11 protein-coding genes are annotated in these 12,434 nt (G+C 70.7%); 8 read left to right on the forward strand and 3 right to left on the reverse strand.

Annotated elements, in window-relative coordinates; genetic code table 11:
• The first annotated feature begins 28 nt into the window (after positions 1-28).
• The 8 genes from ACIPSJ_RS12170 to ACIPSJ_RS12205 all read left to right on the forward strand — a co-directional run bounded on the left by ACIPSJ_RS12170 (position 29) and on the right by ACIPSJ_RS12205 (position 8,762).
• A complete protein-coding gene (locus ACIPSJ_RS12170) occupies positions 29-823 on the forward strand; it encodes a methyltransferase domain-containing protein (protein ID WP_359226372.1) in 795 nt (264 codons plus the stop codon).
• Positions 824-1,719: 896 nt separating this feature from the next.
• A complete protein-coding gene (locus ACIPSJ_RS12175; protein ID WP_359226370.1) occupies positions 1,720-2,493 on the forward strand; it encodes an isoprenyl transferase in 774 nt (257 codons plus the stop codon).
• Positions 2,494-2,902: 409 nt separating this feature from the next.
• A complete protein-coding gene (locus tag ACIPSJ_RS12180; protein WP_359226368.1) occupies positions 2,903-4,228 on the forward strand; it encodes a PhoH family protein in 1,326 nt (441 codons plus the stop codon).
• Positions 4,229-4,645: 417 nt separating this feature from the next.
• Positions 4,646-5,341 carry a transglycosylase SLT domain-containing protein gene (locus ACIPSJ_RS12185; protein WP_365686947.1) on the forward strand — a complete coding sequence of 232 codons (696 nt, stop codon included), beginning with the start codon at positions 4,646-4,648 and terminating at the stop codon, positions 5,339-5,341.
• 137 nt (positions 5,342-5,478) lie between these two features.
• On the forward strand, positions 5,479-6,819 hold the full coding sequence (locus ACIPSJ_RS12190) for an AI-2E family transporter (protein WP_401345368.1): 1,341 nt from the start codon (positions 5,479-5,481) through the stop codon (positions 6,817-6,819).
• A gap of 138 nt (positions 6,820-6,957) precedes the next feature.
• Positions 6,958-7,863 carry a MarR family transcriptional regulator gene (locus tag ACIPSJ_RS12195; RefSeq protein WP_401345370.1) on the forward strand — a complete coding sequence of 302 codons (906 nt, stop codon included), beginning with the start codon at positions 6,958-6,960 and terminating at the stop codon, positions 7,861-7,863.
• Positions 7,864-7,942: 79 nt separating this feature from the next.
• Entirely contained in the window at positions 7,943-8,329 is a 387-nt protein-coding gene (locus ACIPSJ_RS12200; RefSeq protein ID WP_355726110.1) for a roadblock/LC7 domain-containing protein, read from the forward strand.
• A 4-nt stretch (positions 8,330-8,333) separates the two neighbouring features.
• Positions 8,334-8,762, forward strand: coding sequence for a hypothetical protein (locus tag ACIPSJ_RS12205; protein ID WP_355726107.1), 429 nt, complete (start codon positions 8,334-8,336; stop codon positions 8,760-8,762).
• A gap of 69 nt (positions 8,763-8,831) precedes the next feature.
• On the opposite strand, the gene ACIPSJ_RS12210 is transcribed toward ACIPSJ_RS12205, so the two are convergent.
• The 3 genes from ACIPSJ_RS12210 to ACIPSJ_RS12220 are packed head-to-tail and all read right to left on the reverse strand — an operon-like array spanning position 8,832 to position 12,384.
• Entirely contained in the window at positions 8,832-11,177 is a 2,346-nt protein-coding gene (locus ACIPSJ_RS12210) for an FtsX-like permease family protein (RefSeq protein ID WP_401345373.1), read from the reverse strand.
• Positions 11,174-11,863, reverse strand: coding sequence for an ABC transporter ATP-binding protein (locus ACIPSJ_RS12215; RefSeq protein WP_359227289.1), 690 nt, complete (start codon positions 11,861-11,863; stop codon positions 11,174-11,176). The genes ACIPSJ_RS12210 and ACIPSJ_RS12215 overlap by 4 nt, the downstream gene beginning before the upstream one ends.
• Entirely contained in the window at positions 11,860-12,384 is a 525-nt protein-coding gene (locus tag ACIPSJ_RS12220) for a PadR family transcriptional regulator (protein WP_359227291.1), read from the reverse strand. The genes ACIPSJ_RS12215 and ACIPSJ_RS12220 overlap by 4 nt, the downstream gene beginning before the upstream one ends.
• Positions 12,385-12,434: the final 50 nt, after the last annotated feature.

Raw genomic sequence — 12,434 nt, forward strand, 5'->3', positions numbered from 1 at the left:
CTGACAGCCGGCTGGGAGCATGCCGACCATGACAGAGCAGCAGCGCTCCTTCGAGGACCTCGTCGCCGAGGGCACCGCCGTGCCGACCGCGGGCTGGGACTTCTCCTGGTTCGAGGGCCGGGCCACCGAGGCGCGTCCCTCCTGGGGCTATGCCCGGGCGGCCGGTGAGCGGCTCGGCCGGGCCACCGCCGCGCTGGACATCGAGACCGGCGGCGGCGAGGTGTTCGACTTCGCCCTCGCTGCGGCGGCCCCGCACCGGCCGGCGCTGCTCGCCGCCACCGAGGCCTGGCCGCCGAACGTGGCCAAGGCGAGCGCCCTGCTGAGCCCCCGCGGTGTCGTGGTCGTCGCCTCGTCCGAGGGTGCCCCGCTGCCCTTCGCCGACGAGACCTTCGACCTGGTCCTCAGCCGGCACCCGGTGCGGGCCGACTGGACCGGGATCGCGCGTGTGCTGCGCCCCGGCGGCACCTACTTCGCCCAGCACGTCGGGCCCGCCAGCGCCTTCGAGCTCGTCGAGTTCTTCCTCGGCCCGCAGCCGGAGGACGTCCGCGCCGGCCGCGACCCCGGCCGCGAGCGCGCGGAGGCGGAGGCGGCCGGACTGGAGATCGTCGGCCTGCGGGCCGAGCGGCTGCGGATGGAGTTCCACGACATCGCCGCCGTCGTCCACTTCCTGCGCAAGGTGGTGTGGATGGTGCCCGGTTTCACGGCCGAGGCGTACGAGCCCGAACTCCGCGCCCTGCACCGGCGGATCGAGAAGGAGGGCCCCTTCGTCGCGTACAGCGCCCGGCACCTCTTCGAGGCCCGCAGACCGGCGCTCCGGGCCTGATGCACCGGCCTTGGAATGCCAGGCGGCGAAGAATGGCCAAGAACCGCCGTTCGGCTCCCCGGACGTGCCCCTCGCCCCCAGCCACCCCAAACGATCAACACCGGTCATGTCGTGATGCTCTGGTCCAATAGGGTCAACCCGTGCCGTAGCTCATGGATCTACGCATAAGTGAACGCGAGACCCGTCCGTTCATGTCCCATTTCCACGGCGTTCCCACATCGTTACCGCCATCGCTTCGCATGAACCCGCTGGTTCACGTAAGTTCAGACCAAGGTAATTCGCGTGAGCAAAGCTGCGCGGTCGGCACCGCGCGGTGGAGGGGGCTGCGCGGTGCCGTGTTCCCTCGCGGGCCCGCGTCAAGCCATCGTTCGCAGCCGGGGTAGCCCGTCGGAGGGACGGACGGACAACCCGCCGAGGCATCCCCAAGACGGCCCAAACCCTCTTGATCTCCCCGTATGCGGCCACTTTTCCTGGGATTCCGTTGCGAATCGGCCATGCGAGGCCCCTGAATCCAGCGCTTCTGGCCCATCGGGGCGTCGCCGGGCGACTCCGGAGAGTAGTTGTGGCACGCCGATGCACGCAGCATCACTTACAAAGGGTTATGGTGGAAACCCCCCCTCGGGCCGGTCCGTCTCCCCCCCACGGACCGGCCCGTTTTTTTCTGCCCCGCTACTTTTCAAGCGCCCGTCAGGACGGCGCCCCGTCAGGGGCGCGGGGCTGTGACGATGTGCGGCTGGCGCCGCGTGGGCGCGACCAGCCACCCCCCACCCGCGGCCGCGCGACAACCGCACCGACCTCCCCCCTGGGCGCCCTCCCCACCGAACCCCCCTCAACTCCCAGCGGGGTAGGCTTCGGCGGGCGGACCCCCGCATCCGAATCACGAGGGGCGGACTCAAGTGACCCTGCGCGACAAGCTGCGCGGCCTGCTCGTCAGGCTCTACGCACGCCGGGTGGAAGGCCACCTGGACCACGCTCAGGTGCCCAAGCACATCGGCGTCATCATGGACGGCAACCGCCGCTGGGCGAAGGCCGCCGGCTCCAGCACGGTCCACGGCCACCGCGTCGGCGCCGACAAGATCGAGGAGTTCCTCGGCTGGTGCTCGGAGACGGACGTCGAGGTCGTCACCCTCTGGCTGCTGTCCACGGACAACTTCGACCGCGCCAAGGAAGAACTGGTCCCCCTCCTCGGCATCATCGAGGACGTCGTCCGCACCCTCGCCGCCGACGGCCGCTGGCGCGTCCACCACGTCGGCACCCGCGACCTGCTGCCCTCCCCGATGCAGACGGCGCTCAAGGAGGCCGAGGAGGCCACCGCCCACGTCGACGGAATACTGGTCAACGTCGCCATCGGCTACGGCGGCCGCCAGGAGATCGCCGACGCCGTCCGCTCGATGATCCTCGACGCCCACGACAAGGGTGTCGCGATGGAGGACCTCGCCGACTCCGTCACCGTCGACGCGATCGGCCGTCACCTCTACACCGGCGCCCAGCCCGACCCGGACCTGGTGATCCGCACCAGCGGCGAGCAGCGGCTGTCCGGATTCATGCTCTGGCAGACCGCCCACGCCGAGTACTACTTCTGCGAGGTCTTCTGGCCCGCGTTCCGCAAGGTCGACTTCCTGCGCGCCCTGCGTGACTACGCGGCCCGGCACCGCCGCTACGGCGGGTGACGTCGTCGTGACGGCGGACGTCAACACGGCACAAGCCACCCGCCACCGCCGCCACGCTGGATAACCCCGTCATTACGGTGGATGACCCCACCACGCCCATGAGGCGTAAATCACCCGTTTCGGGGCGCGAGTAACGTGGAGTTCACCTGCGCGTCGTTGCAGTCCGTGGCATGGCGGCGCATGTTCGAGGGCATAAGCCAAGCAGGTCGATGTCCGAACCACGGGCATCGGATCTCAGTGGGCGGCTCGGGGCCGTCCACCCGGGAGGCCCTTTGCACCAGCCCGACCGTGCGGTCACGGCACGGAAGAAGCAGCGGGGGGCCGGTTTTCGGCCCGTGCAGGGCGGCCGTCAACCGGTCCAGCTCCTCTTCGTCGCTCCCCGACCTCATCCGAGGGGGTACGTCCTTCCGTGGTGACCAGCACAACGCGCCGCAAGTCCGACCGGCGCACCTATGTTCTCGACACCAGCGTCCTGCTGGCCGACCCGAACGCCATGGCCCGCTTCGACGAGCACGAGGTCGTGCTCCCGATCGTCGTGGTCACGGAACTGGAGGCCAAGCGGCACCATCCCGAACTCGGCTACTTCGCCCGGCAGGCCCTGCGCCTGCTCGACGACTACCGGGTCCGGCACGGCCGCCTCGATGCCCCCATTCCCATCGGCGAGCTGGGCGGCAGCATCCGTGTCGAGCTCAATCACTCGGACCCCAGCGTGCTGCCGAGCGGCTACCGCCTGGGGGACAACGACTCCCGCATCCTCGCGGTCGCCCGCAATCTGCAGGCCGAGGGGTATGACGTCACGGTCGTCTCGAAGGACCTGCCGCTCAGGATCAAGGCCTCGTCCGTCGGCCTCCTCGCCGAGGAGTACCGCGCCGAACTCGCCATCACGGACACCTCCGGCTGGACCGGAATGTCCGAACTGACCCTGTCCGGCGAGCAGGTGGACATCCTCTTCGAGGAAGGCCATGTGTACGCGCCGGAGGCCGCGGATCTCCCCGTGCACACCGGTCTGACCATCCAGTCGGAGCGCGGCAAGGCGCTCGGCAGGGTGACGGCCGAGGGCAACATCCGTGTGGTGCGCGGCGATCGCGAGGCGTTCGGCATCAAGGGGCGCAGCGCCGAGCAGCGGATCGCGCTCGACCTGCTCCTCGACCCGGACGTCGGCATCGTCTCGATGGGCGGCCGGGCCGGCACCGGCAAGTCGGCGCTCGCGCTGTGCGCGGGTCTGGAGGCGGTCCTGGAGCGCCGCCAGCACCAGAAGGTGATGGTCTTCCGCCCGCTGTACGCGGTCGGCGGCCAGGAACTCGGCTATCTGCCGGGCTCCGAGGCGGAGAAGATGAGCCCCTGGGCGCAGGCGGTCTTCGACACGCTCTCCGCGGTCACCAGCCGCGAGGTGATCGAGGAGGTCACCGCCCGCGGGATGCTGGAGGTGCTGCCGCTCACCCACATCCGCGGCCGCTCCCTCCACGACGCCTTCGTGATCGTCGACGAGGCCCAGTCGCTGGAACGGAACGTCCTGCTGACCGTTCTGTCCCGGATCGGCGCGAATTCACGGGTGGTTCTGACCCACGACGTGGCGCAGCGGGACAACCTGCGGGTGGGGCGGTACGACGGTGTGGTAGCCGTCGTCGAGAAGCTGAAGGGGCATCCGCTCTTCGCGCATGTCACCCTGACCCGGTCCGAGAGGTCCCAGATCGCCGCGCTTGTGACCGAAATGCTGGAGGACGGACACATCTGATCCCTGTGTCCAACTTGGGTTGATTACCCGTCGGTTGGCGCCGTCCGGCAAAGGCCTTGAGCCTAGTCGGGCGGCGCCTTCGCGCGTGCTGCTTTCCTGAAATCCCCTGGGGGAAACGGGATGTGAGCTTTCACACGCAACTCAGAATTGCCACCCGGCGTCGGGTTACGGCAGAGTCTCACTCCTGTCAGGCCCCGCATACGACACACCTGTACCCCCAGCGGTACGGAAACACAGCAGCATCACAGCTAATTCCATAGCGACGTCGTATGCCGCCCGAGCACCACGCGGCGCTTCCCCCGGGAAGCTGCCCACCGGGCCCGTGTCTCCCGTGACCCAGTAGTGAGGAGGCCAGCGCCAGGGGCAAGATTGCGTCCGCCAGGGTCACCGAAGCGGGCGATGCTGGAAGGAAACCGTGTGAGCCGGATTTCGGTCCGGGGATTCGCAGTGGCCTCGGCCACCGCGGTCACCGCTGTCGGAAGCGTCGTCGGTGTTGCCTCGGGCAGCGTGGCGCAGCCGAACAACGACGCAGAGGCGACAGCAGCCGACACCACGCTCCTCGCGGACCTCCCCGCGGGTCAGCAGGCGACGGTCCAGACCGCGTCCCTGACGCAGCAGGCCGACGCCGTGGCCATCCAGGCCGACGCGACCGCCAAGAAGGACGCCGAGCAGTCCGCCCGTGTGGCGGCCGCCAAGAGCGCCGAGGCCAAGAAGGCCGCGGCCGAGAAGGCGGCCAAGGAAGCCAAGGAGCGCGCCGAGGCGAAGGAGGCGGCCAGCCGCTCCTCCGTGTCCGCGTCCAGCTTCCCGGTCCAGAGCTCCTACACCGTGGCGCAGATCCAGGCGATGGCGCAGCAGATGGTGGCCAGCGGCCAGTTCCAGTGCTTCAGCAACATCGTGGACCACGAGTCCAGCTGGAACTACCGGGCGGTCAACGCCTCCTCCGGCGCCTACGGCCTCTTCCAGGCCCTGCCCGGCTCCAAGATGTCGTCCGTCGGCTCCGACTGGCAGACGAACCCGGCCACGCAGATCAAGTGGGGCCTGAACTACATGAACTCCCGCTACGGCAGCCCGTGCGAGGCCTGGACCTTCTGGCAGGCGAACCACTGGTACTAGAGCCCACTCGGCTTCTCAACCTTTGACAGCCCCTCCCCGTCCTAGGGGGAGGGGCTGTCGCCCTGTACGGTCGGACCGAACGACTCCAGGGGGGAGTGGTGAGGAGTACCCGGGGACGCGGGGGAAGAGGGCGGATCATGTCGCGAGTGCCTCAGTGGCTCGGCCGGCTCGGTGCCGGACTGACCGAGATGGGCGAGCGATTGGACGAACGCCAGGCCGAGGTGGAGCGCGAGCAGACCGAGCCCGAGCCGCCCGCTCCGGCGGTGCCCGCGCCGGCGCCCGCACCGGAGACTCCCGCCCCCGCTCCCACCCCCGCCCCTGCCGCCGTCGCCGCGCCCGTCCGGAAGCCCGTACCGCGTCCCGACCCCGTGACGGCCATCCCCTGGGGGGTGCGGGTCGCCGCCGAGGCCGGCTGGCGGCTGCTGGTCCTGGCCGGCACCGTCTGGATCCTGATGCGGGTCATCAGCGCCGTCCAACTCGTCGTCTTCGCCTTCGTCATCGCGCTGCTGATCACCGCCCTGCTGCAGCCCACGGTCGCCTGGCTCAGCCGCTCCGGGATGCCCCGCGGCCCGGCCACCGCGCTCACCGCCATCTCCGGGTTCGTGGTGATCGGCCTGCTGGGCTGGTTCGTGACCTGGCAGGTCATGGAGAACATCGACACGCTCTCCGACCAGGTCCAGAACGGCATCGACGACCTGCGCGACTGGCTGCTCAAGGGGCCTTTCCACGTCACCGACAAGCAGATCAACCAGATCGCCAAGAACCTCCGCGAGGCGATCGGCGCCAACACCGACGAGATCACCTCGTTCGGCCTGGAGGGCGTCCAGGTGGTCGTGGAGGCCCTGACCGGCATCCTGCTGGTCTTCTTCTCCACGCTCTTCCTGCTGTACGACGGCGCGCGCATCTGGCAGTGGTTCCTGAAGCTGGTGCCGAGCGCGGCCCGGGAGGGCGTGGCCGGCGCCGGTCCGCGCGCCTGGCGCACGCTGACGTCCTACGTGCGGGGCACGGTGCTCGTCGCCCTCATCGACGCCATCTGCATCGGCCTCGGCATCTATTTCCTGGACGTGCCCATGGCCGTCCCGCTGGCCGTCTTCATCTTCCTGTTCTCGTTCATCCCGCTGGTCGGCGCGGTGGCCTCCGGCGCCCTCGCGGTGGTCGTCGCGCTCGTCACCCAGGGCGTGTTCACCGCCGTCATGACCCTGGTCGTGGTCCTCGCGGTGCAGCAGATCGAGGGCCACATCCTCCAGCCGTTCATCCTCGGCCGCGCGGTCCGCGTCCACCCCCTCGCCGTGGTCCTCACGGTCGCGGCCGGCGGCATGGTCGCGGGCATCGGCGGCGCGGTGGTGGCCGTACCGCTGGTTGCGGTGATGAACACGGTGGTCAGCTATCTGCACCAGTACTCGCGCGAGCGGTACGTGGACGAGGCCGTGGAGCCGGAGAACCTGGAGCCGGAGGACGCCCCCAGTTCGATCAAATGAGTGTCGAACAAAGTGATTTGAGCGGCCGAACATTCCAACTTCCGTCAGCTCGGGACAGCTGGGAAATCCCCGGCTGAAATATGCCATCGAACTGATACACATACCTCCTCGGTGCGAAAGCGCGAAAAGAGGGGGGCGATGTCGGAGGTTCGGGACCCCCTCGGCAGGGCCGGTTACGGCCGGCTCGCGCACGCCCTGATCGCGTGCGGGCGCGAGGGGTTCAGCGGCGAACTGCGGGTGCCGGGCAGCCCGGGCGGCGCCTTCCATCTGCGCGGCGGGCTGGTGGTCGCGGCCGACAGCCCCGGCTCTCCCGGCCCCGAGGCGCTGCTGCTGCGCTCCGACCGCATCGACGGCGAGCAGTGGGCCGAGCTGGTGCGGGCGTCCGGCGGGGCGCGCTGGCCGGTGGCCGGCCTGATCGCACGCGGCTACGCGGGAGCGGCCCAGCTCAGGGTGGTGTGCGTGATGGCGCTGCAGGACGCGGCCTTCGCCATCGTGGCCGGCCGGGTGGACGGCTGCGAGGCGGTCCTCGACACCGAGCCGTACGCCCCCGTCGCCGTCGGCGAGGCCCCCGCCCGGCTGTTGCAGGAGGCGAACCGCAAGCTGGCCGCACTGGCCGCGCTGCCCCACCCGGTGCGCCCCGACCGGGAACGCCCACGGCCCGCCGGCATCGCGGCCGACCGTCCCCGCACCCCGTTGCAGGAGGAGCTGCTGAGCCACGCCGACGGCCGCCGCACCGCCCGTGACCTGGCCTTCCGTACCGGACGCGGGGTCTACACCGTCACCGTGGAGGTCGCCCGGATGCTCGGCGAGGGGCTGCTGGAATGTGCCGCGCCGACCGCCCCCGTCCGGATGCCGGTGACGGCCCCCGTCGTACGGCACCGGGAACCGCCGCCTCCGCCGCCGCCCCCGGAGCCGATCCCGGTCCCCGCCGAACTGCCCCGCCGTGAGCCGGGCGCCAGCGGCATCACCGAAGTCCTCGGCCCGCAGAAGAGCGGGGCGAGCTGGAAAGGGTTCTTCCGGCTGCGGCACGGAACGGCCAAATGAAAACGGAACGGCGGAATGAAAAAGGACGCGTCGACCGCCGCAGCGGTCGAATTCAGTCAGGAACGAGGGAGTTGAGCACATGAATCATGAAGCCCTGGCGCAGGAAATGCGCGGGCTGCGCGAACGGGTCACCGGAATCACCGACACGGCCCTGGCGGCCGCCGACGGAATGCTGATAGCCGCCGACACCGCCGATTCCATCGACCCGGAGGGCCTCGCCGCCCTCGCGGCCGCCGGCCTCGGCCTCGCGCGCCGCACCGCCGAGGCCACCGCGCGCGGTGTGCTGCGGCAGACGGTGACCTACGGCAGCCACGGCTGCGTGGCGTTCTACGCGGTGGGCGACACCGCCCTGATGGTCGTGCTCGGCGACGAGGGGATGGACCTGGAGCGCCTGCACCGGGCGACCCATCCGGCCCTCGACCGCATCGGCTCGATCCTCACCGCGAAGGCAGCAGAGGGAGTGTGAAGGGATGGCGACGAAGCGTATGGCCACGGGGTTCTCCGACCAGGTGATGAGCCTGGTCAAGTCACTGCGGAACGAGGCGCCGGAGTGCGTCGCGTCCGGGGTGGTCGACATGTCCACCGGGATGCTGCTCTCGTACGAGACGATCGACAACCATCCGCCCGAGGTCCTGGACCTGCTGGCGGGCGCCACCCTGGACCTCTTCCAGGGGCGCACGGTCGTGATGATCGAGGACGTCTTCAAGGAGCGCCGCGGCATCAGCGCCGACAACCACTTCTTCCAGGAGATCCTGGTCAACAGCGACAACCTCACCCACCTGTTCATCCGCATGAACGAACAGCAGGACGTGGTGGCCGTGATCGTCTGCCGCAAGTCCGTGAACGTCGGCATGCTGCTCGCCCAGGCCCGGAGGGTGGTGCGGGAGCACAGCCTGTGACCGCACGGCACGTGGGCCCCTCCCGGCGGGGGAGGGGCCCACGTGCCCTGCGGTGGGGACCGGCCGGTGCTACTCGGTGCGCAGGCCGTCCGGGCGCATCAGGCGCAGCAGCGCCGGCAGGCTGAGCAGGGTCACGGCGAGCACGATCGCCGCGCCGATGCCGGTCATCGCCAGCACGCTCGCCCAGTCCACCCGCAGCGGCACCGCCGTCATCTTCATCAGCACCCCGCCGAGCGTGAGCCCGACCGCCGTCGCGAGCAGCAGGCCCAGCGCGATCGGGATCGCCGCCTGCCACAGCACGGACAGCGTGAGGGTACGGCGCCGGGTGCCGAAGGCGATCAGCGCCGACAGCAGCCGCTTGCGCTCCCGCAACTGCTCCAGCTGGGAGACCAGCAGGCTCGCCCCGATGAGGGCCAGGACGGCGGCGGCGCCGACGAACAGGCCGGTGCGGATGGCGCCGTACTTCTCGTCCTGGGTGGTCGCCGTCCACGTCCAGGCGTAGGCGAGCGGGGCGATGCCCATGGCGACGGTGCGCACCTGCTCCTCCGCGTCCGGCACGGCCGGATCCAGTCGCAGGTACACGCTGCCGCGCAGGTTCGGCAGTGCCTTCGCGGGCAGTGCGGACGGGGTGACCAGGATCCCGCTGAGGCCGGTGTTCAGCGAGTCCTTGCGGGTGGCGACCTTCGGGAGCTTCGCCGGCACGGTCCAGGCGGCCTCGGCGCCGGGGGTGTCGTCGGTGTAGGACGGGTCGACCACCCCCGCGCGGCCCGGGGTGAGCAGCTTGCGCGCCGCCGGTTCGCCGGACCAGTCGGCGGACAGGAAGGCGTCCCCCTCGCGGCAGGAGGGCAGGGTCGCCACCTCGCGCAGAGCCGCGCAGTCACCGACGACGACCTGGATGGTGTTGTCCGGGTCGAGGCGCTTGTCGCCGTACTCGGTCTGGGACAGCGCCGCCACCGACTTCACCCCCTTGGCCCGCTCGAGTCGGGCCCCCGCGGCGGCCACCTGGACGCCGACCGGCAGGTCCACCTGCATCTGGGCGCGGTTCGGGTCCTGCCCGGTGTCCTTGGTGTAGTCGGACTGGACGCCGGCGAACAGCATCTGGAGGGCGATCGCGCCGGCCACCGCGACCGCGACACCGTTGACCATCCGGGCGGCCGTACCGCTGCTCAACTGGAGCCTGCGCACGGCCAGCTGCCAGGAGACGGCGCCGTCGCCGAGCCGGGCCACGGTGCGCTCCACCACCCAGGGCAGCAGCGCGGTGATGCCGACCAGCAGGGCCAGGACACCACCGATGACCAGGTACTGGTTGAAGTCCCCGTTGTCGCCGCCCTGTCCGATCATCGGGACGAGCATCGCGAGGCCGCCGACCGGCAGCAGCAGCCGCCACCACAGCCGGCGCCGGGTGGGCCGTGCCGTGCGGACCACGCCGAGCGGTTCGATGACGACCCGGCGCAGCGCGAACAGGGTGACCAGGACCGCGGCCGTGGGCACCGCGAGGGCGACCAGGACGGCCAGGACGGGCGTCGGGTTGAGGTAGTCCGGGTAGACGCTGACGTCGAACAGCTCGATCGTGGCCGCCGCCTGACTGCCCACCAGGAAGAACCCGGTGCCGAGCACCAGGCCGAGCACGGAGCCCGCCAGTGCCTCCCCGGCGGCGATCCGGCGGACCATCCGGCCGTCGCAGCCCACCAGCCGCAGTGCCGCGAGCCGCTGGTCGCGCCGCTCACCGCCGAACCGTACGGCGGTGGCGATGAAGATGCCGACCGGGGCCAGCAGCACCACGAAGACCAGCAGCACGAGCAGCAGCAGAATCGGGTCGAGCCCTTCGGACGACTGGCCGGGGGCGTCGTTCCCGAACTGCTTGATGCGGCCCACCTCAGGGTTGTGCCCGATCTGCCGGTCCAGCCCCTTCGCGCCCATGTAGTAGGCGAGTTCGGTCGGTCCGATCAGCCCCCGCTCCCCGATCGTACCGACCACCTTCGCGGGCAGCCGTTCGCGCAGCAGCCCGTTGCCGGGCGCCTTCAACAGCTTGTCCAGGGCGGGGGAGACGTACATCTCGCCGACCGCCGGGACCCGGTCGATGCCCACCGGCACCGGCGCGTGCGGCCCGTCCGGGGCGACCAGCCGGGCCCGGATGTCCGCGCCGTACCACGAGGTGTTCACATGGGCGACGACGATCGTGTCGTCCGCCGCCGGGATCTTCGCCGGGGTGATCGAGAAGTCCCGCCGCACGTCGTCCTTCGCGTGCCGGGCGTCCAGGATGTCGGGCACCGCCGCGGTCAGCAGCAGCAGCGCCACCCCGAGGCCCACTCCGACCGCGGTCAGCACCGCCCGGATCCAGCCCTCGCGCCCGCCCGTGAAGGCGAACCGCGCCCCCATGGCCAGGTCCCCGGCCCAGCGCCGCCCCCCGCTCATACGGTCCGCTCCATGTCCCGGGACTTCCCGTCCCGTACGACGATCTCGCGGTCGGAGTAGGCGGCCACCCGTGCCTCGTGCGTGACGAGCACGACGGCCGCGTTGGTGGAGCGGGCGGCGTCGGTCAGCAGCTCCATCACGCGCTCGCCGTTGAGGGAGTCCAGCGCGCCGGTCGGCTCGTCCGCGAACAGCACCCGCGGCGAGGTCACCAACGACCGTGCCACCGCGACGCGTTGCCCCTGGCCGCCGGAGACCTCGCCGGGCCGCTTCTTCGCGAGGTCGTCGACCTCCAGCCGCTGCATCCAGCCCAGCGCGGTCTTCTCGGCCTCCTTGCGGGAGGTGCCGTTCAGCCGCAGCGGCAGCGCCACGTTCTCCACGCAGGTCAGTTCCGGCACCAGCTGCCCGAACTGGAAGACGAACCCGAACTCGGAGCGTCTGAGCGCGCTGCGCTCGGCGTCGTTCATGGTCGCCATCTCCCGCCCGCCGTACATGATCGACCCGGCGTCGGGCGGCACGATCCCGGCGAGGCAGTGCAGCAGGGTCGACTTCCCGGACCCGGACGGGCCCATCACGGCGACGACCTCGCCGGGATGTATGGAGAACCCGGCGCCGTCCAGGGCGACGGTGGGGCCGTAGGCCTTGCGCAGGCCCTCGGCGGCGAGCAGCGAACCGGCGGGGGCGTTCACCTGGCCACCTCCGCGCGGAGCTTGTCGAGCCGGGCCGCGGTCAGCTCCAGCCACCGCAGGTCCGCCTCCAGGTGGAACAGCGCGTGGTCGCAGACGAGCTGGTCCGCGAGATCGCCGTGGCGCTTGCGGTCGGTGAGGATCCGCATGCTGCGCAGGTGCTCGGAGCGCTGGCTGTCGAGGATGTCGCCGGCGTTCCGATGGGTCAGCAGCGCGAGCACGACCTTGGTGTACAGGGTCGACTGGAGGTACTCCTCCGGCTTCTCCGGAGTCGCCAGCCACTTCTCGACGTCGGTGACGCCGGCGTCGGTGATGGCGTACCGCTTGCGCTCGGGCCCGCCGCCCGCCTCGATGCCGTCGACTTCCACGAGCCCGTTCTTCAGCAGCCGGGACATCGTCGAGTAGACCTGGCCGTAGTGGAGCGGCCGGTCGTGACCGAACTTCTCGTCGAAGGCCCGCTTCAGGTCGTAACCGTGGCGCGGGCCGGACTCCAGGAGCCCCAAAAGGGTGTGACCGATGGACATGCCAGCACTCTACACACGGTGTATACGCGGTATGTATACGCGCCGTGTGC

The sequence above is a fragment of the Streptomyces sp. NPDC090088 genome, from assembly GCF_044747345.1.
In the GTDB taxonomy this organism is placed as follows: Bacteria; Actinomycetota; Actinomycetes; order Streptomycetales; family Streptomycetaceae; genus Streptomyces.

Coding starts and splice junctions, on each gene's coding strand:
- ACIPSJ_RS12170 (WP_359226372.1), top strand. CDS start 29: ATGACAGAGCAGCAGCGCTCCTTCGAGGACCTCGTCGCCGAGGGCACC.
- ACIPSJ_RS12190 (WP_401345368.1), top strand. CDS start 5,479: ATGTCGCGAGTGCCTCAGTGGCTCGGCCGGCTCGGTGCCGGACTGACC.
- ACIPSJ_RS12195 (WP_401345370.1), top strand. CDS start 6,958: ATGTCGGAGGTTCGGGACCCCCTCGGCAGGGCCGGTTACGGCCGGCTC.
- ACIPSJ_RS12200 (WP_355726110.1), top strand. CDS start 7,943: ATGAATCATGAAGCCCTGGCGCAGGAAATGCGCGGGCTGCGCGAACGG.
- ACIPSJ_RS12205 (WP_355726107.1), top strand. CDS start 8,334: ATGGCGACGAAGCGTATGGCCACGGGGTTCTCCGACCAGGTGATGAGC.
- ACIPSJ_RS12210 (WP_401345373.1), bottom strand. CDS start 11,177: ATGAGCGGGGGGCGGCGCTGGGCCGGGGACCTGGCCATGGGGGCGCGG.
- ACIPSJ_RS12220 (WP_359227291.1), bottom strand. CDS start 12,384: ATGTCCATCGGTCACACCCTTTTGGGGCTCCTGGAGTCCGGCCCGCGC.